The 17,495-nt window shown below is 61.4% G+C and carries 18 protein-coding genes; 8 read left to right on the forward strand and 10 right to left on the reverse strand.

Annotated features, from left to right (window positions below; translation table 11 throughout):
* Together BEN47_RS20625 and BEN47_RS15985 are read right to left on the reverse strand one after the other, a co-directional pair.
* A partial coding sequence (locus BEN47_RS20625) for a TonB-dependent receptor (RefSeq protein WP_239691639.1) occupies window positions 1–833 on the reverse strand: 833 nt, incomplete at its 3' end.
* A 103-nt stretch (window positions 834–936) separates the two neighbouring features.
* Window positions 937–1,281 carry a hypothetical protein gene (locus tag BEN47_RS15985; protein ID WP_125921722.1) on the reverse strand — a complete coding sequence of 115 codons (345 nt, stop codon included), beginning with the start codon at window positions 1,279–1,281 and terminating at the stop codon, window positions 937–939.
* A gap of 143 nt (window positions 1,282–1,424) precedes the next feature.
* Here BEN47_RS15985 and BEN47_RS15990 point away from each other — a divergent pair, with 143 nt between their 5' ends.
* Both BEN47_RS15990 and htpG read left to right on the forward strand, forming a co-directional pair.
* Window positions 1,425–1,937 carry a hypothetical protein gene (locus BEN47_RS15990; protein ID WP_070729637.1) on the forward strand — a complete coding sequence of 171 codons (513 nt, stop codon included), beginning with the start codon at window positions 1,425–1,427 and terminating at the stop codon, window positions 1,935–1,937.
* Between the two features lie 134 nt (window positions 1,938–2,071).
* Entirely contained in the window at window positions 2,072–3,901 is a 1,830-nt protein-coding gene (htpG, locus tag BEN47_RS15995) for a molecular chaperone HtpG (RefSeq protein WP_070729639.1), read from the forward strand.
* Between the two features lie 174 nt (window positions 3,902–4,075).
* Here htpG and BEN47_RS16000 read toward each other — a convergent pair whose 3' ends face one another.
* Window positions 4,076–5,053, reverse strand: a complete 978-nt coding sequence (locus BEN47_RS16000) for a class I SAM-dependent methyltransferase (protein WP_083322490.1) — start codon at window positions 5,051–5,053, stop codon at window positions 4,076–4,078.
* A gap of 143 nt (window positions 5,054–5,196) precedes the next feature.
* Here BEN47_RS16000 and BEN47_RS16005 point away from each other — a divergent pair, with 143 nt between their 5' ends.
* Window positions 5,197–6,174 (forward strand): YpdA family putative bacillithiol disulfide reductase, encoded by a 978-nt coding sequence (locus tag BEN47_RS16005; RefSeq protein WP_070729642.1) that lies wholly within the window; start codon window positions 5,197–5,199, stop codon window positions 6,172–6,174.
* An 84-nt stretch (window positions 6,175–6,258) separates the two neighbouring features.
* Here BEN47_RS16005 and BEN47_RS16010 read toward each other — a convergent pair whose 3' ends face one another.
* Both BEN47_RS16010 and BEN47_RS16015 read right to left on the reverse strand, forming a co-directional pair.
* The gene (locus tag BEN47_RS16010; protein WP_070729645.1) at window positions 6,259–7,680 is read right to left on the reverse strand and encodes an SGNH/GDSL hydrolase family protein; all 1,422 of its coding nucleotides are present in this window, start codon (window positions 7,678–7,680) and stop codon (window positions 6,259–6,261) included.
* Between the two features lie 27 nt (window positions 7,681–7,707).
* Entirely contained in the window at window positions 7,708–8,979 is a 1,272-nt protein-coding gene (locus tag BEN47_RS16015; protein WP_083322491.1) for an OmpP1/FadL family transporter, read from the reverse strand.
* 147 nt (window positions 8,980–9,126) lie between these two features.
* Between BEN47_RS16015 and lptB the strand changes: the two genes are divergently transcribed.
* From lptB to BEN47_RS16030, 3 genes are all read left to right on the forward strand, one after another.
* Entirely contained in the window at window positions 9,127–9,858 is a 732-nt protein-coding gene (gene lptB, locus BEN47_RS16020; RefSeq protein WP_070729646.1) for an LPS export ABC transporter ATP-binding protein, read from the forward strand.
* Window positions 9,859–9,968: 110 nt separating this feature from the next.
* Window positions 9,969–11,513, forward strand: a complete 1,545-nt coding sequence (locus BEN47_RS16025) for a GH3 auxin-responsive promoter family protein (protein WP_070729649.1) — start codon at window positions 9,969–9,971, stop codon at window positions 11,511–11,513.
* A gap of 142 nt (window positions 11,514–11,655) precedes the next feature.
* Window positions 11,656–11,853 (forward strand): hypothetical protein, encoded by a 198-nt coding sequence (locus BEN47_RS16030; protein ID WP_070729651.1) that lies wholly within the window; start codon window positions 11,656–11,658, stop codon window positions 11,851–11,853.
* On the opposite strand, the gene BEN47_RS16035 is transcribed toward BEN47_RS16030, so the two are convergent.
* Window positions 11,850–12,662 (reverse strand): TIGR00266 family protein, encoded by an 813-nt coding sequence (locus BEN47_RS16035; protein WP_070729653.1) that lies wholly within the window; start codon window positions 12,660–12,662, stop codon window positions 11,850–11,852. The genes BEN47_RS16030 and BEN47_RS16035 overlap by 4 nt on opposite strands.
* A 161-nt stretch (window positions 12,663–12,823) precedes the next feature.
* Between BEN47_RS16035 and BEN47_RS16040 the strand changes: the two genes are divergently transcribed.
* On the forward strand, window positions 12,824–13,366 hold the full coding sequence (locus tag BEN47_RS16040) for a toxin-antitoxin system YwqK family antitoxin (RefSeq protein ID WP_070729655.1): 543 nt from the start codon (window positions 12,824–12,826) through the stop codon (window positions 13,364–13,366).
* 31 nt (window positions 13,367–13,397) lie between these two features.
* Here BEN47_RS16040 and BEN47_RS21710 read toward each other — a convergent pair whose 3' ends face one another.
* From BEN47_RS21710 to BEN47_RS16060, 3 genes are all read right to left on the reverse strand, one after another.
* Complete coding sequence (locus BEN47_RS21710) at window positions 13,398–13,793, reverse strand: hypothetical protein (protein WP_083322492.1); 396 nt, start codon at window positions 13,791–13,793, stop codon at window positions 13,398–13,400.
* Between the two features lie 146 nt (window positions 13,794–13,939).
* Window positions 13,940–15,484, reverse strand: a complete 1,545-nt coding sequence (gene gltX / locus BEN47_RS16055) for a glutamate--tRNA ligase (protein WP_070729668.1) — start codon at window positions 15,482–15,484, stop codon at window positions 13,940–13,942.
* Between the two features lie 266 nt (window positions 15,485–15,750).
* On the reverse strand, window positions 15,751–16,137 hold the full coding sequence (locus BEN47_RS16060) for a Rid family detoxifying hydrolase (RefSeq protein ID WP_070729661.1): 387 nt from the start codon (window positions 16,135–16,137) through the stop codon (window positions 15,751–15,753).
* Between the two features lie 274 nt (window positions 16,138–16,411).
* Here BEN47_RS16060 and BEN47_RS16065 point away from each other — a divergent pair, with 274 nt between their 5' ends.
* A complete protein-coding gene (locus BEN47_RS16065; RefSeq protein WP_239691640.1) occupies window positions 16,412–16,903 on the forward strand; it encodes a 3-hydroxyacyl-CoA dehydrogenase family protein in 492 nt (163 codons plus the stop codon).
* Between the two features lie 14 nt (window positions 16,904–16,917).
* Here BEN47_RS16065 and BEN47_RS16070 read toward each other — a convergent pair whose 3' ends face one another.
* Window positions 16,918–17,424 (reverse strand): hypothetical protein, encoded by a 507-nt coding sequence (locus tag BEN47_RS16070; RefSeq protein ID WP_125921723.1) that lies wholly within the window; start codon window positions 17,422–17,424, stop codon window positions 16,918–16,920.
* Window positions 17,425–17,495 lie beyond the last annotated feature (71 nt).

Raw genomic sequence — 17,495 nt, forward strand, 5'->3', positions numbered from 1 at the left:
GCTTGGCGGGGGCGCCCCTGCACCGTGGCGGAGGCCGCGCCCAGGCCGTTGTTGCTGGCCCCCACCAAGTGCAGGTCGGCCGTGGTGCCGGCCGAGTCGGGGAGGGCTGCCGGCTGTGCCAGCACAACCCCGCCAATGGCGTCGGCGCCGTAGCGCACGCCGGCCGCGCCTTTTACCACCGTCAGCTGCGAGGCCACAAACGGGTCGATTTCCGGGCCGTGGTCCTGGCCCCACTGCTGCCCTTCCTGCCGCACCCCGTTGTTGAGCAGGGCCACGCGGTTGGAATGCAGCCCGTGAATCATGGGCTTGAACACGTTGGGGCCGGTTTGAATGGCCGACACGCCGCTCACCTTCAGCAAGGCTTCGCCCAGGCTTTGGCCGCGGGTGGCCGCCAAGTCGCGCCCGGTGAGGGCGGCCGTGGCCTGGGTGGGCGGGGCCACTAGGGCCTGGCCCCGCACCACGGCCCCGGCCAGCTGCACGGCGTCGGGGTGCAGCTGAAAGTTGCGCACCACCGAGCTGGCCACCCGCACCTCCGCCGTCTCGGAGCGAAAGCCCACGAAGCTCACTTCGAGGTGATAGGTGCCGGCACACACGTGGAAGTGGTAGTTGCCGTAGGGGTCGGCGGCGCTTACTTCGCCGGTTTCGAGGAGCCGGGCCGTGGCGCCGGGCAGCACCGTGCCGGACTCGTGGTCGGCCACGCGGCCGGCCAAAGCCAGCGTGCAGGCGGAAACAAGCCCGGGGTTCTGGGCGCGGCTGGGCAAGGCCAACGGGCCCGCTAATGCCATAACCAGCCACGCCGCAACGCGGCCCGGCAGGCAAGAGTTTACCCTCATAAGAAAAAGAAGTCCCGCCGTAGGCGGAGTAAGCGCAAGCTCTCCTTCAGACCGCGGCGCAGTCAGGATAGGGGGCAGCTCAAATCAGGGAAGCCGGGGGCCGCTAAGCGGCTGGTGGCCCCCGGAGCTGTTGCGGCTGCGGGGCAATCCAGGGCGCCGTGGCCACGGTGGGCACGGGCGCCGTGGCAAAGCAAGGCCGGGACGTGGGTTGCGGAACCACCACGAGAGCGCCCGGCAAAAAGGGCACGTCGTAGAGGTGGTCTATGGGGCAGTGCCGGTGCTGGGCACTAACCAAGGCCTTGCCCTTGGCCCGAAAGGCAGGGGCTTGCGCAGGCTCTTCGGTAGTGTGGGCGTGGGTGTGCAACGCCAGAATCCAAGCCTCGGGCAGCAAGGTCCGCGTGAGGCAGAGCAGCAGCAGCAGGGCAATATGGGAGCGCAAGGCAGACACAAGTACAAAGATGGGAAGAAAACTAATAAGGGCGCCCGGAAGACTTTTTTTCAATCTTTGCTGTTTACCGTAATCCAAACACCCAAGGGTTTTCGTAACCCCTTCTATTAAATTTTACCCGGAGCAGCTGCGCCCCATTTTTTGTGATTATAACCACCATTCCCGACCTATATCTCCAGCACGACGAAGCCTTGGGCTTGCTGCGTGTCGAGTGGGCTTCGGGGCAGAACATGCGCACCTTTCGGGACAGTGCCGAACAGCTGCTGACGCTGGTTCGCGAACTGGACGTGCGCCATATGCTGCTGGACATGAACACCTTTCCCGATATCTCGGTGTATGACCAGGTGTGGCTGGGGGTGAACTGGATGCCGCCGCTGACGAAGCTGCCGCTCGAGCGCGTGGTGCTGGCCATCAGCCGTCGGCGCGTGCACAATCAGTTGGCCCTGGACTCGCTCATCTCCATGTCGCGGCCGTTCATCAAATTTGACATCCAGTTTTTCTCGGCTGCCGTGCCGGGCCTGCATTGGCTATGCGACTACTCAGCCCAGTTGCCGGCCCTGCTCATGGAGTGGAACGAGGTGTACGGCTCGGGCTTGGCTGCTCCGGGCGGCGCTTCTGAGCCGCGCCCGCTCTACCATCCCACCCGCCACCCGTAGCGCGGAGTCTCCCCGCTGTCAATCTGACAGCTCTTTAGGCCTTGGAACGTCCTTTGAATGCCGCACCTGCAGCGGCCCGGCCCCCTGTGCCCGGCCATTGCGTCCGAATCCAACCGTTTCCCAATTTTCTTATCATGCAAGAAACCGGCTCCATTTCCATCCATACCGAGAACATCTTCCCCATTATCAAGAAGTTCTTGTATTCCGACCACGAGATTTTCCTGCGGGAATTGGTCTCGAACGCCGTCGACGCCACCCAAAAGCTCAAGAGCCTGGCCCAGCTGGGCGAGTTCAAAGGCGAGCTGGGCGAACTCAAAGTGCGCGTGACCGTGGACAAAGAAGCCCGCAAAATCACGATTTCGGACCACGGCTTGGGCATGACGGCCGAGGAAATCAAGAAGTACATCAACCAGATTGCCTTCTCTGGCGCCACTGAGTTTGTGGAGCAGTACAAGGAGAAGGACGCGGCTACCAAAGACCAGATTATCGGGCAGTTCGGCCTCGGTTTCTACTCGGCCTTCATGGTGGCCAGCGAGGTCGAAATCTGGTCGAAATCGTACAAGGACGACACGCTGACGGCCCACTGGGTGTGCGACGGCAGCACGCAATTTACCCTGGACGAGCCTACCGGCGAGCACGCCAAAACCGAGCGCGGCACCGACATCGTGCTGCACGTGGCCGAGGACTCCGACGAATTCCTGGAGGAAGCCCGCCTGCGCACCATCCTCACCAAATACTGCAAGTTCCTGCCCATTCCCATTGAGTTCGAGGGCCAGCTCATCAACGACACCAGCCCGATTTGGACCAAGCAGCCCGCCGAGCTGACCGATGAGGACTACAAGAAATTCTACCAGGAGCTCTACCCCATGAGCATGGACGAGCCCTTGTTCTGGATTCACCTCAACGTGGACTACCCCTTCAACCTAACGGGCATTCTGTACTTCCCCAAGGTGAAGGACGAGCTGCAATTCTCGCGCAACAAGATTCAACTGTACTCGCGTCAGGTATTTATCACCGACGAGGTGAAGGACGTGGTGCCCGAGTTCCTAATGCTGCTGCACGGCGTGATTGACTCGCCCGACATCCCGCTCAACGTGAGCCGCAGCTTCCTGCAGGCCGATGCCGCGGTGCGCAAAATCAACACCTACATCACCAAGAAAGTAGCCGACAAACTCAGCAGCCTCTTCAAGCAGGACCGGCCCGGCTACGAGGAAAAGTGGTCCGATATCGGCATGTTCGTGAAGTACGGCATGCTCTCAGACGAGAAGTTTTACGACAAGGGCAAGGACTTTGTGCTACTCAAGAGCGTGAATGACAAGCTGTTCACCATCACGGAGTACACCGAGCACATCCAGGCCAACCAGCAGGACAAGGACGGCAGCACCGTGGTGCTCTACACCAACGACGCCGAGCACCAGCACGGCTTCGTGGCCGCCGCTCAGGAGCGCGGCTACGACGTGCTGAACTTCGACCAGGTGCTCGACCCGCACTTCGTGGGCCAGCTGGAGCAGAAACTGGAGAAAACCAGCTTCAAGCGCGTGGACGCCGACACGGTGAGCAAGCTCATCGAGAAAGACGGCACCACCGAAAGCGTGCTGAGCGAAGACGAGCAAACCAAGCTCTCGGACCTCTTCAAGTCGGCCATTGCCAACGAGGCCATGCACGTGAAAGTGGCCGCCCTCTCGCCCCAGGACGCGCCCGTGGTCATCACCCAAAACGAGTTCATGCGCCGGATGAAGGACATGCAGCGCACCGGCGGCGGCGGCATGCAGATGTTCGGCGCCTTCCCCGAGTCGTACGACGTGACCGTGAACGCCAACCACCCCCTCACCCAAAAGGTACTAGCCGACGGCGGCGAGAAAATCGCCAGGCAGGCCTTTGACCTTGCCTTGCTGGCCCAGGGCATGCTGAAAGGCGAGGCCCTGACGCAGTTTGTGAAGCGCAGCACCGAGCTGCTGGGGTAACCCGCGCCCGGCGTAACCTCACCCCCGGCCCCTCTCCCGTGGAGAGGAGAGCCACGGCACAAGAAAAAGTGACCTATCAGACAGAAAGCCCCGTTGCGACCAGCAACGGGGCTTTCTTTTTTTCTTCAATTTCGTCAGGCTCCCCTCTCCGCGGGAGAGGGGCGGGGGGTGAGGTTACGCCTTCACGTTCCGCGCCACCACAAACATCCTATCCCCAAACCGCCCGGTCAGCTTGTTCAAATAATACGTGGGGTATTGCCCGGCCAGCTTGCTCACCTTTTCCACTGCGCTGCCGCCCAGGCGAATGTTCTTCGGCGGCTTCACCGGGTTCAGCAGCTCCACCACTTCAAAACCTTGCTGCTTAAGCATTTTGGTGATGGTGGCGGGCGTGAATTCAAACAGGTGATAGGGTGGAATGTCCATCTTGCGTTCTTTGCCCAGTAGGCCGTAGGCAGCGAAGCCCAGGCGCACCGTGGGCAGGTTGAGCGTGGCAGGCAGGGCCAGCACCAGCAGCCCGCCCGGCTCCAGAATGCGGTGGAACTTGGCCAGCGTGGCCGCAGGCGAGAGCAGGTGCTCCAGCACGTCGCCCATGTAAGCGAGGTCGAACTGGTTTTCGTGGAAGTCCTCGGTGGTTTCGATATTGCCCGTCACCACGGGCAGGTGCAGCTCGCGGCGGGCAAAGTCGGCGGCGTGGGCCGAGATTTCGAGGCCGTGCGCTTCCCAGCCCAGGTTCTCCAGGCTTTTGAGGGTGTAACCGGGCCCGCAGCCTACGTCGAGGTAGCGGAATTTGCGGCCGGGGTACTTGGCCAGCACGTAGTTGGTGAACTTGTCGGGCCGCACCTGGTTTAACGCACGCTGCTTCTGGCCTTCTTCGATGAAGACGACCTCCTGCTGGGTGCGGTCGTAGTTGGGCCGCTCCGTGAAATAGTCCTTGCCGTAGAGCCGTTCCAGCTGTGCAGGCGTGGGCTGGGGGTCGAGAAACATCAGGTCGCAGCGGTGGCATTGGGTGCCTTGCAGCTTTTGGCCCTCGAATTCGTAATAGAAAGGCAGCTTCTTAAAATCGGTGCTGCCGCACAAGTCACAGGTACGCATGGCGCAAAGGTCGGTGCTGCCGCACAAATCCCGGATGCGCACTGCGCACGGTGGGAACATGGTGTGGCAACGCGCCAAGGCGCGTTCAATTGTGGAACGGTTCCACGGCTGCGTTCCTCGTGCCGGATAATCTGACTACTGCACGTGCTGTTTCAACGATTGAATGCGCCAAGGCGCGTTCCTACAAATACATTCATCCACATATGCTCGACGTACTCGTTATCGGGGCTGGCCCCGTGGGCCTGGCCTGCGCCCTCGAATCCCAGCGCCGCGGCCTGCGCACGGCCGTGGTCGAAAAGGGCGCGCTGGTCAATTCCATTATTGGCTACCCCACCAACATGGAGTTTTTCTCCACGCCCGAATTACTGGAAATCGGCGGCTATCCGTTTCCCACCAGCCACTACAAGCCCCTGCGCGAAGACGCCCTGGACTACTACCAGCGCGTGGCCCGCGACGAAAAGCTCACCTTGCGCCTCTACGAAAAGGTGCAGAAGCTGGACGGCGAGCAGGGCGATTTCACTGTCACCACCGACAAAGGTGAAATCCGCACCCGCAACGTGGTGGTAGCCACCGGCTTCTACGACCTGCCCAACCCGCTCAATGTGCCCGGCGAAGACCTGCCCACCGTCAGCCACTACTACAAAGAGCCCTACCAGCACGTGGCCCAGCACGTCGTGGTCATCGGGGCTAAAAACTCCTCCGCTAAAGCAGCCCTGCAGCTCACCCGCGCCGGTGCCACCGTCACGCTCATCGTGCGCGGCCCCGTCATCAGCGACTCCGTGAAGTACTGGATTCGACCCGACCTCGTCAACCGCATTGCCGAGGGCCGCATCACGGCGTACTTCAACGCCACCATCACCGCCATCCACCCCGAGGCCGTGGACATCCGCACGCCTGACGGCCCGCTCACCATTCCCACCAATTTTGTGTACGCCCTCACCGGCTACCACCCCGACGAAGCCCTGCTCGGCCGCCTGGGCGTGGAGCCCGACCCTGCCGACGAAGCCCGCGCCCCGCTCTTCGACCCCGCCACCCACGAAACCACCCGCCCCGGCCTGTTCGTGGCCGGCACCGTGTGCGGCGGCCGTGCCACCAGCCGCTGGTTCATTGAGAATGGCCGGCACCACGCCCAGCTCATCGCGCAGCATCTAGCGGAAGCTGTGACCAGCCAGCCGGATTAACCCAGCGCACCGGTTTTTTCGCAAAAAAGGCACCTTCCCAATTGGGAAAGCGCCTTTTTTGCTGGACTAAAAGCCACAAGCTTATTACTGTGGAAATCTTACACCGCGGTAAGCAGTGGGGTCCAAGCCGGGTACTGCGGCGCCGTATTTGGCATTGATGGCTTTAATCATCTCATTGGCAATCACGGCATAGCCGCGCGGCGTGGGATGCACGCCGTCGAGCGAGAACAGGTTGCCCGAGATGAAGGAAGCGGTGTTTGGAACACCATTGGTAACAAATCCACTGGTAGCTACGCTACGGAAGAAGATGTTGGCGTCGAACACGGCCAGGTTGCGCTGGTTGGCCGCAGCAGTCAGGGCTGCGTTGAAGGCCGTGGTTGCGGTTTGCACCTGGCCCTGCTCCACATCGTCGAGGATGAAGGTGCTCGGAATGGGATTGGCGGGCGTGGCGCCGAAAGCCTGCAAGGTGTCAATGCCGTAGGCCGATAGATACGTCGCCAGGGCTGCCCGTGGCACGAACGAGCGCCACGGAGCACCCGTGGGCCGGCCGAGCAGCGGCAGAAAGGGCGCCGAAGTGAGGGTAAACAACTGGCGTCCGGAGCCCGCTGCGTCGCGAATGTCCGCCGTGGCAATCTGCTTTCGGTTGCCGGAAGTCGCCCCCCCGGGTGCTGCGCCGGTCAGGGCCACCACGCCCGGCACGTTGTTCGCCGCCAGGGTTGCCCGAAAACCCGGGCCCACCGTGGTAAAGAAAGGGATGCCGGTTACGTCCGGAATGGTGGCCACCAGGCCTTTCGCACCGCCCGCGGTGAGGGCGTCCAGTACTAAGTTGGTGTTCGTGGTGAAGGTGGCCACCGGCGTCAGGCTGCTGGCTGCCCCACCGGCCGTAGCAAAGCCCAGCACGTCGTTGTTGCCCAGCCATTCGGTGAAGAAGGTGGGCTTGAGGGCCGCCACCGTGGCCTGCACGCGCTGCAAATAGGTTTGCCCCGGCGTGGCATCGGGGGTGATGCGCTCAAAATAGGGGTTGCCCTGGACGCTGCCATACCCCGCCGTCAGGATGTCCGACATCCGGATGCCGGGCACGGCGAGGTTGTTGATAGGGTCGGTGAATTTGGTGAAAAGGGGCGCGGCCGCCGTGCCCCCGCGCACGGCCCGGTTGGTGGTTACCAGGGTGGTGATGGGGGTGCCGGTCGCCGTGAAGCCCGTCAGGCTCAAGTAGCCCGAGCCGTTGCTTTGGGCCTCGGTGAAGAGGGGCTGCACAAAGTCGCCGCCGCCGACGGTCCGAAACTGCTGGGCCAGAAAGTTCGGGTAAGACTTCAACTGCCCCTCCCGGTAGAGGCCGTTGTCGCCAAAGCCGGCCGTGAGCGAGTTGCCCACGGCAATGTAAGTGGTAAAATCAGCCTGCCCGGCGCTGGACTTGGGGTCGTCCTCTAAGTCGGGCTGGCAACCGCCAAGCGCAAGACCCAGGAGCGCCAGAAACGGCGCGGAACGTCTGAAATTAAGGTTCATACAAACGATATACTAGGGGAGTGAGACTTAGAAATTGTAGCGCAGCCCGATGCCGGGAATGCTGATGTTGGTGCGGTACGTGCCGGCCACGCGGTCGGTGGTGCCGTTATTGAGCAGGTCGTCCTCCGTCTGCGTACGCTTCAGGATAGCCTGGAACATGAACGAAGCGTCCACCCCGAAGTTCTCGGTGATGTTGTAGCCCACGCCAGCCGTGCCGATGAGGCGGTTGTTGTCGGGCGTTTCGGGCGTTACGTAGCCGTCTTTCACCGGCGACATGTCGTACCCGGCACCCAGGCGCAGGGCCAGCTTGTCGCTCGGCTTGTACTGGCCGCCCAGGCGGAACGTGAGGGCATCTTCATAAGCGCGCTTCGATTCCGAGAACGTGCCGGTACCCACCTGTGCGGGCTGGCCGTCTTTGGTAAAGTCAAAGCGCAGGGCGCGGTATTCGCTCCACTGCGTGAAGTTTACGTCGAAGCCAATGGTCAGCTTGTCGGTGGGCATAATGCCCACGCCCACGTTGAAGGTAGCCGGCAGGGGCAGGGTTGCCTTAAACTTGTTGCCCACAAAGCGCGACTGCAGGGCCGCGGTGGGGTTCACCACGGTCACGTCGCCGTCTTCCACGGTGGCGTCAATTTTCGAGCGGTAGCTCAGGCCCACGCTCAGCTTGTCCGAAGGCTTGAAGAAGATGCCGGCGTTTACACCAAACCCGGTTTTGGTTTTGCCATCGAGCTCAATGCTGCCTTCGGCCGAGGGCAGGGCAATGGCGCGCTGCAGGTTCACCGAGCCCGCGGCTAGAATCATCAGGCCCGCGCCCACGCTCAGCTGGTCGGTGATGGCGTAGCTCACGGTGGGCTGCACGTAAATGGCGCGCAGCGTGATTTCGGTGAGGGCAAAGCGACCTTCCCACCCGTTTTTGTACTTCAGCGTGGAGCCATAGGGTGTGTAAATCGAGATGCCGGCCCGGAATTTACCCTCCTTGGGGCCAAAGCTGGCGTACACGTTAAACGGCGTCACGGTCGTGTTTTCCAGCTGGCGCTGGGGGCCACCGGCTGCCGGACGGAATGCCAGCCGGGCAAACGTGGCGCTCACGCCCAGTTGCACGCCGTTTTGGCGGAGCATGGCCATGGCACCGGGGTTCATAAACTGCGCGGCCTGTTCCATGGAAAGGCCCACGCCCACGCCCCCCATGCCAATGCTCTGCTGGCTGGGTAGGTAAACCTGAAAGCCGCCCGCGTGGGCGCTGGACGCGCCCACCAAGACGGCACCGCCTGCAAAGAGTAGGTTTTTTATCATCATCATAGAAAAAAGATTTTGGGTGGGTAAGGTTCTGGGGCTAAAAGTAAGGAGAATTTTAGGTCGATTGTTAGGCGTGCCGAATAATTTATGCCGTATCAAGCGTTTGCTGGGCTATCGGCCTGCCGTGGCCCCAGTCCATACCTTTGCTCCATGATTCTTCGCGCCGACCACCTCGTCAAAAAATACAAAGCCCGCACCGTCGTCAACGACATGTCGGTGACGGTGGAGCAGGGCGAAATTGTGGGGCTACTGGGCCCCAACGGCGCCGGCAAAACCACCTGCTTCTACATGATGGTGGGCATGGTGAAACCCAACGCCGGCCGCATCTTCCTCGACAGCACCGAGATAACCAATATGCCCATTTACCAGCGGGCGCGGCTGGGCGTGGGCTATCTGGCGCAGGAAGCCAGCGTGTTCCGCGACCTAAGCGTGGAAGAAAACATCATGGCCGTGCTCGAGATGACGAGCATGAAGAAAGACGCGCGCCACGCCAAAGTCGAGGAGCTGCTGGATGAGTTCAGCCTTACCCACGTGCGCAAAAACCTGGGCAAGGTGCTGAGCGGCGGCGAGCGGCGGCGCACCGAAATAGCCCGCGCCCTGGCCGTAGACCCCAAATTCGTGCTCCTCGATGAGCCCTTTGCGGGCGTCGACCCCATTGCGACCGAAGAAATTCAGGGCATCGTATCCAAGCTCAAGCACCGCAACATCGGTGTGCTCATCACCGACCACGACGTGAACTCCACCCTCAGCATCGTGGACCGCGCCTACCTGCTCTTTGAAGGCAAACTGCTAAAAGCCGGCACCGCCGAGGAGCTAGCCAGCGACGAAACCGTGCGACGCGTGTACCTGGGCAAAAACTTTGAGTTAAAAAGAAACGTGTGAAAAGGAATTATGAGTTTTAAGTTATGAATTATGGGTTAGCCAGCTATATCATAAGCTGCACTTTATCATCAACTTATAAATTCATAATTTAAAACTCATAACTCAAAAATATGCTCGACCAGCTACTAGCCCGTGCCGTTCAATGGGCCAGCTTGTCCCGACTGGCCCGCCTGCGGGAGCGGCCGCTGGAAGTGCAGGCGCAAGTGCTGCGCCACTTGCTGGCGCGCGCCCAAGGCACCGAATGGGGCCGGCGCTACGGCTACAAAGAGCACCTGACGCCTGCCGAGTTTGGCCGCCGCGTGCCCACGGGCACCTACGAGCAGCTCTACCCGGAGCTGGAAAAGGTGATGCGGGGCCAGCCCGATGTGCTGTGGCCGGGCCGGCCGCAATGGTTTGCCAAGTCGAGCGGCACCACCAACGCCCGCAGCAAGTACATCCCCGTCACGGCCGAAGCGCTGCACGAGTGCCACTACCGCGCCGGGCGCGATATGCTGGCGTTGGCCACGCACTTCTACCCCCAGGAACGGTTGCTCACCGGCAAAACCCTGTCGTTGGGCGGCACGCATACCCCCAATCCGCTTCGGCCACCGGGCGCCACGTCGCGGGCCGGCGATGTGTCGGCCGTTATCATGCAGCAGCTGCCGTGGTGGGCCGAGCAGATGCGCACCCCGCCGCTCGCCTTGGCCCTGCTGGACGAGTGGGAAGAGAAAATAGAGCGCATTGCGGTGCACGTGCTGCACCAGGACGTGCGCACCCTTGCCGGCGTGCCCACCTGGATGGTGGTGCTGCTGCGCCGCGTGGTGGCGCTGGCCGGCGTGCCCGACATCACCCACGTGTGGCCGCACCTGCGGCTGTTTTTGCACGGTGCCGTGGCCTTTGGCCCCTACCGGGAGCTTTTTCGCCGGCTCATTCCCGATGCGCGCATGCGCTACCTCGAAATCTACAGCGCTTCCGAAGGCTACTTTGCCCTACAGGACCAGCCCGAGAGCGAAGACCTACTGCTGCTGCTCGACCACGGCATCTACTACGAATTCCTGCCCGCCGACCAGTGGGCCAGCCCCACCCCCCACCCCGTGCCGCTGGCCGAAGTTGAGCTGCACCGGCCCTACGCCCTGGTCATCAGCACCAACGCCGGGCTGTGGCGCTACGTGGTGGGCGACACGGTGCGCTTCACGTCGCTGGGGCCGTACCGGGTGCGCATCACGGGCCGCACCAAGCACTTTCTCAATGCGTTTGGCGAAGAAGTGATGATTGAAAACGCCGAAGCGGCAGTGGCTGCCGCCAGCCAGGCTACGGGCGCGGCCGTCCGCAACTTTACCGCGGCCCCGGTTTGGTTTGCCGTGGACAGCGCCACTTCGCGCGGGGGGCACGAGTGGGCCATCGAATTCGAGACGGCTGGCACTCCCGACTTGGATGCGTTTGCCGCCGTGCTCGATGCCACGCTGTGCGAACTCAATTCGGACTACGCCGCCAAGCGCCACCGCAGTCTGGCGCTGGCGCCGCCCCGGCTGCATGCCGTGCCTGCGGGCACCTTCGAAGCGTGGCTTAGCAGCCAGGGCAAGCTAGGCGGCCAGCACAAAGTCCCGCGGCTGCTCAACTCCCGCGACGTCTTGGAGGCAGTGCTGCACGCCGCGTCCCGTCTCGGCCGCAACTAGTGCTCGGCCCACGCCCTTGGCCGGCGAAAGTATTGGCCCGGAAAACAACCATCTGCTGGGTTCATCTGATTCTTAGCCGGATACGTACATACATATCTGCTGATTATTTAGTAATATTACCGCAATATTTCCAACTACGCCCTTGCAGACGATACATCCATCTCCGCACAAAACGGCTTACCAGCGCCCTTACAAATCCCGTAACGAGCGCCGCCAAGTCGACCGCAGCAAGCACGACGAATCCAGCGACTACAAGTTTCTGGTGCGCGTAGGCATCGCCATCGGCGTAGTGATAGCCGTGGTGTTGGGCTTCGTAATAAAAGGCCTTACCGAGGGCTAAAAAAAACGGCGCAACGAGCCCCGACGGCCTGCTGCGCGCTTACTCGCCCAGCAGGCGCCCAGCACGCCGCCGCTTTCCTTCTGGGCATTGCCTCCACCTGGCGCCAGGGCGCGAATGAGCTTTTTCACCGGCATGGATTGAATCCAGACCCGGCCGGTACCGCGCAGGGTGGCAAGCATGAGCCCTTCGCCGCCAAAAATCATGGATTTCAGGCCTCCGGCGCGGGCAATGCTGAAATCAACGCTCGGCTCGAAGGCCACCACGCAGCCCGTGTCCACGCGCAGCAACTCGTTGTTTAGCTTTTTCTCGATAATGGTGCCGCCGCCGTGCACGAAAGCCTTGCCGTCGCCGGTGAGCTTCTGCAGGATAAAGCCCTCGCCGCCAAAAAGGCCCGCGCCCAGCTTCTGGTTGAAGTGCAGGCTGATTTTGGTGCCCCGCGCCGCTGCCAGGAAACCGTCTTTCTGCACAATGAGGCCGTTGGGCATGTCGCCCAGGTTCACGGGGATGATGGTACCGGGGTAGGGTGCCGAAAAGGCCACCCGGCTTTTGCCATAGCCCCCGCGGTGGGTAAAGTGCGTGAGAAAGAGCGACTCGCCGGTAATGAGGCGGGTGCCGGCCGAAAACAGCTTGCCCATCAGGCCCTGGTCGGGTTCGGAGCCGTCGCCCATCTTGGTTTCAAAGGCAATGCCCTCGTCCATGTAGACCATGGCCCCGGCTTCGGCGATTACGGTTTCATTGGGGTCCAGCTCAATTTCGAGCACCTGAATATCGGAGCCGAGGATGCGAAAGTCTACGTCGTGGGAGAGCATGGGCGAAGGAAAGTAGCTTGATGCAGCGAAGGTAAAGCAGCCGGATAATTTTTGCTGCTCGTTGGCTATATATCGTTTCGGGCCGCGCAATATTTTGGCAAGCCCGCGTTGAGTTGAAAGTTTGAACTAAGTTTATAGTTGTACTAACTCGCTCTTTCATCATGCGCTACCCCATCCTGATTTTGTTGAGCTTATGCCTGAGCGTGCTCTGTGGCGCCTGCGCCGGCTCGCGCAGCAGCACCGCCCACGGCCCCCGCGGGTTCTGGAAACCCAACCGTACCGACCGCAATGGCCTGGCCAGGGGCCGGTGGCGCACTCATTACGACGACGCCAAAAAGCAGCCCTTCACCAGCGGGCAGTACCGGCACGGCCGACCGGTGCGCACGTTTCGGTACTATTCGCCCACTGGCGCCCTCGACCACTCCGAGGTTTACGGCCAGGACGGCTACTGTGAGGTGACCTACTGGCACCCCAGCGGCAAAATAGCCCGCCAGGGCAAGGCGCAGTGGGTGACCGGGGCCAGGGGGGCGCGGTTCTACTGGTTCGGGCCGTGGACCGTGTACGCCGAAGACGGCCAAAAAACGTCTGTTCAAACCTACACGGATGGCAGCCTGACCCGAGCAGAGACGTACCAGGACGGGAAGCTCATCAAAGTGGAGACCTTTGAGGGCGGCCGCCTCACGGGCACTACCAATCCACTGTAGCACCGCGCTAGCCAAGCGCTTGTGGCTTCGCTTACTCTTCCGCCGGTAGGTCGGCGCGGGTTTCGGCGGCCGCAGCGCCCGGGTCGAGGGCGGCTTTCTTGCGTTTGGCCTCGCGGCTGCTGCGCTTCATGAAGTCCTCGTCGGTCTCCTCAGGCTCGGGGGCGTGCTCGGCGTCGGCAATGGGAAAGTCTTCGTCGTCGGCATCGTCTTCGCTGGGTTTTTCGCCGAATTGGCCGGCACGGTCCACCAGCTTTTTGTCGCGCACGTGGCGTCCCAGAAATTGGTTTATCTGCTCGATGCTATAGTTGGAGGTGATTTCGCCCAACGGGTTAACGCCTATTTCGAAGCCCTCCAGTTCCTTATGGACGCGGGCTTTCTTATCGGGGTCCTGGGATTTCGACTTGGGTTTTACTGGTTTCTTGGCCATGGTGCGGTGAGGGTGAGGCTGCGGCTAGTACACCACTTTACGCAAACCACGGCCGCGAGGTGGCGCGCCGCCGCAGAACCTAATGCAGAAAGGCCGGCCAACGGCCAGCCCTTCTTGATAAACGCAGCATTATCCGGTTTCAGAAACTAGTTGCTCAGCGAACTCACGGCGGTTCGCAAGCGGGTGGCCACCTCGCCCGTGCCCAGAATCACCAGGGTTTCGAACAGGTCGGGACCGGCGCCGGCCCCGGTCACGGCCACGCGCAGGGCTTGCAGCACCTGGCCCGGTTTGAGGCCCTGCGCTTCCATGGTTTGGTTGAACAAGGTTTTCAGGCCGTCGGCCGAAGAATCGGGAGCAGTGGGCATTGCTTCTGCGTAGGCGACGAGGGCCGCGGCTACTTCGGGGTTCCACTTTTTGCTGATTACGGCTTGGTCGTATTCCGTGGGCGCCTGGAAAAAGTACTTGGCTTCCTGCCAGAAGTCGTTCGGGAAGCTCACCCGCTCCTTCATCACGCCCACTATCTGTTCGGCTTTTGCCTGCGAGCAGGTGATGCCGTGCTCGGTGAGGGCCGTGAGCAGGTAAGGTGACAAATCGGCATCAGACTTGGCGCGCAGGTAGTGCTCGTTGAACCACTTCACCTTGTTCTGGTCGAACTTGGCGGGCGACTTGCTCACGCGCTCAATGGAGAAGGCCTGCACCAGTTCGTCCATGGAAAAAATCTCCTGTTGGGAGCCGGGGTTCCAGCCCAGGAAGGCGAGGAAGTTCACCAGCGCTTCGGGCAGGTAGCCTTCCTCGCGGTAGCCGCGGCTAAGGGTGGGCTCGCCGGTTTCGGCATCGGTGCCGTGCCATTCCAAGGGAAAAACGGGGAAGCCCAGGCGGTCGCCGTCGCGCTTGCTCAGCTTGCCGGTGCCGTCGGGCTTGAGCAGCAGGGGCAGGTGGGCAAACTGCGGCATGGTGCTCTCCCAGCCCAGGTAGCGGTACAGCAGCACGTGCAGCGGCGCCGAGGGCAGCCACTCCTCGCCCCGAATAACGTGGGATATTTCCATCAGGTGGTCGTCCACGATGTTGGCCAGGTGGTAGGTGGGCATGCCGTCGGACTTCATCAGTACTTTATCATCAACCGCCGAAGAATGAACCACCACCCAGCCGCGAATCATGTCCTGAAAGCGGATTTCCTCCTTGCGGGGCACCTTGAGGCGAATTACGTACTGCGCGCCGCCATCGAGCAGGGCCTTCACCTCGTCCTCGGGCAGGGTGAGCGAGTTGCGCATCTGGGCGCGGGTGATGCTGTTGTACTGCGGGTTGGGCACTTTGGCGGCCTGCAGGCGGGCGCGCATGGCATCCAGCTCCTCGGGCGTGTCGAAGGCGTAGTAGGCGTGGCCGTCGGCAATGAGCTGGTCAGCGTACTGCTTGTACATGGGCTTGCGTTCGCTCTGCTTGTAGGGGCCGTGGGGGCCGCCCACGCCCTGGCCTTCGTCGATGACGATGCCGCACCAGGCCAGTGCTTCCAGAATGTATTCTTCCGCGCCCGGTACAAAGCGGTTTTGGTCGGTGTCCTCGATGCGCAGCAGCATCTTGCCGCCGAGCTTACGAGCCAGCAAATAGTTGTACAACGCAGTGCGCACGCCGCCAATGTGCAGCGGCCCAGTGGGCGAGGGCGCAAAACGCACCCGAACTTCTCTCTCAGTCATAAAGCAAAAAAAGCGCATTCCGTCGGCCGGAACGCGACGCAAAGGTAACGCCGCCACCCACTAGCGCGAAGCGTTATCTCGGGGCTGCTGCCTGGGCGTGGCAAGCGCTGGATTAGGTACTGCCAGTCCCAGGGGTGGCAGTCTGGTGAGACTTCTGGGGTGGGAAAGCCGCAAATCCGCGCAGCTCTATTGCGCGGTCCCGGAAATAGGGAAGCGCTGTGTTACTCAGGATGACAGGCTACTTAACTTCCTAAACAACTAAGAAATTACTGCGCGCCAACGGCGATGCAGGAAATCTCAACTTCCACATCACGAGGCAAACGGCTTACCTCCACCGTTTCGCGGGCAGGGGCCGTGGCGTCTTCGAAATAGGAGCCGTACACCTGGTTGATTGTCGCGAAGTTGCCAAGGTCTTTCACGAAAATGCTGCACTTCACCACATCGGTCAGAGCCAGGCCGGCCGCGGCTAGCACCGCAGTGAGGTTTTTGAGCACTTGGTGGGTTTGGGCGGCCACGTCGCCGGCTACCAGCAGGCCCGCCGCATCCAGCGGTATCTGGCCCGAAACGTACACAGTGTTGCCAGCCTTCACGGCTTGGGAATAGGGGCCAATGGGGGCGGGAGCTTGGTCGGTGAGGATAATCTGGTGGGCCATCAGTGCGAAGGGTTAGGGTATCTTTGGCCCCAAAGTAACTACTGAAACCATGCACATTCTGGTTATTGACGGCCACCACGTCGAGGCGGAGTTCCGCCAAAAGTTTGGCCCGGAGCACGAGTACACGTTCATTAGTACCGAACACCAGGGCAAAGATGAATGGCTGGAGATACAGCAATCTGTTGCTGAGGCTGCCGCTTCAGCAGGAACGGCCTTTTGCTTTAGCAGAGTGGGTACTCATAGCAGCCCTTACATGGTTGTTTCTGGTTTCCAATTGCCAGTTTTTGTTGAAATTCAGACAGAGTCAACAGCTGATATTCAGCGGTTCGACGTAGCGAATGCAGCAACGGCAACTTACTTCGGCTTCTGCGGCCTGCCTACCCTCCTCAATCGTCCGCTCCTCGAAGTGAGCCTGACCCACGAAGCCGACCGCGAAAAGCTGGCCGCCACCTGCGCCGCCCTCGGCACCGACTACCGTGTGGTAGAAGACCGGGTAGGACTCGTGACGCCCCGCGTCGTCTGCCAAATCATCAACGAGGCGTGCTTCACGCTGCAGGAAGGCACAGCCAGCATGCAGGACATTGACTTGGGCATGCGGCTCGGAACCAACTACCCACGCGGGCCCTTCGCCTGGGCCAATGCCATTGGCGTGGAGCGGGTATATGCCGTGCTGGAAGCCATGTGGCACGATACCCACGACGAGCGCTACAAAGTGTGCCCCCTGCTGAAGCGGCAGGCACTGCGCGGCGAACCATTTGGCGTGTAGCCTTGGCCCGGCAGCTACGGTTTCGTCACCAGCGGCTGCACCCATACCGCTTTTTTGCCGAAGAACTCGGCATAAGCCTGGTTGCCCCACAACGTAGCATTGGCAGAAATGTCGTAATAGAACAGTGTAAGTGGCCGTACAGGCAGCGGCGCCAGTCTCACGTTGGCGGTAGTAGTGGCCTTCAAGAGGGCGTAGCGTGCGCGTTGGGCCAAGTTATAACGCGCCGCGTCGCCGCTGAGCCAGTCACGGTATGCCTGCACGACCGTATTAGCGGCCAGGCCAATGCCGTTATGCCGCAGCGAAATATTGTGGTCAGTTAAGAATAAGCAAACAGTTGCTACCCCCAGGCCCAGCTGCACAGACCGCGGCTGTGGGCCAGCCAGAGCGGCAAAAACACGAAACCTGACCAGCGCGTGAACCGTGCAAAACCAGCAAGCCAGGAAATAGAGGAAGAGCCCGTTTTTCACCCGCAACGCCGGCCCCAAGTTGGTTGCTAGAGCGGTTCCCAGGTTACTGTACATGATACCCGCAATGGTCAAACCAATTTTTAGCATCTTGGTGACTTATCCACTCGCTTGCGGTACGGATGGTG

The organism is Hymenobacter lapidarius (genome assembly GCF_001816145.1).
In the GTDB taxonomy this organism is placed as follows: Bacteria; Bacteroidota; Bacteroidia; order Cytophagales; family Hymenobacteraceae; genus Hymenobacter; species Hymenobacter lapidarius.

Excerpts from the sequence above, each read along its gene's own strand:
- htpG (WP_070729639.1), top strand. The coding sequence starts at position 2,072 with ATGCAAGAAACCGGCTCCATTTCCATCCATACCGAGAACATCTTCCCC.
- BEN47_RS16000 (WP_083322490.1), bottom strand. The coding sequence starts at position 5,053 with ATGTTCCCACCGTGCGCAGTGCGCATCCGGGATTTGTGCGGCAGCACC.
- BEN47_RS16005 (WP_070729642.1), top strand. The coding sequence starts at position 5,197 with ATGCTCGACGTACTCGTTATCGGGGCTGGCCCCGTGGGCCTGGCCTGC.
- BEN47_RS16010 (WP_070729645.1), bottom strand. The coding sequence starts at position 7,680 with ATGAACCTTAATTTCAGACGTTCCGCGCCGTTTCTGGCGCTCCTGGGT.
- BEN47_RS16015 (WP_083322491.1), bottom strand. The coding sequence starts at position 8,979 with ATGATGATGATAAAAAACCTACTCTTTGCAGGCGGTGCCGTCTTGGTG.
- lptB (WP_070729646.1), top strand. The coding sequence starts at position 9,127 with ATGATTCTTCGCGCCGACCACCTCGTCAAAAAATACAAAGCCCGCACC.
- BEN47_RS16025 (WP_070729649.1), top strand. The coding sequence starts at position 9,969 with ATGCTCGACCAGCTACTAGCCCGTGCCGTTCAATGGGCCAGCTTGTCC.
- BEN47_RS16035 (WP_070729653.1), bottom strand. The coding sequence starts at position 12,662 with ATGCTCTCCCACGACGTAGACTTTCGCATCCTCGGCTCCGATATTCAG.
- BEN47_RS16040 (WP_070729655.1), top strand. The coding sequence starts at position 12,824 with ATGCGCTACCCCATCCTGATTTTGTTGAGCTTATGCCTGAGCGTGCTC.
- BEN47_RS21710 (WP_083322492.1), bottom strand. The coding sequence starts at position 13,793 with ATGGCCAAGAAACCAGTAAAACCCAAGTCGAAATCCCAGGACCCCGAT.
- gltX (WP_070729668.1), bottom strand. The coding sequence starts at position 15,484 with ATGACTGAGAGAGAAGTTCGGGTGCGTTTTGCGCCCTCGCCCACTGGG.
- BEN47_RS16060 (WP_070729661.1), bottom strand. The coding sequence starts at position 16,137 with ATGGCCCACCAGATTATCCTCACCGACCAAGCTCCCGCCCCCATTGGC.
- BEN47_RS16070 (WP_125921723.1), bottom strand. The coding sequence starts at position 17,424 with ATGTACAGTAACCTGGGAACCGCTCTAGCAACCAACTTGGGGCCGGCG.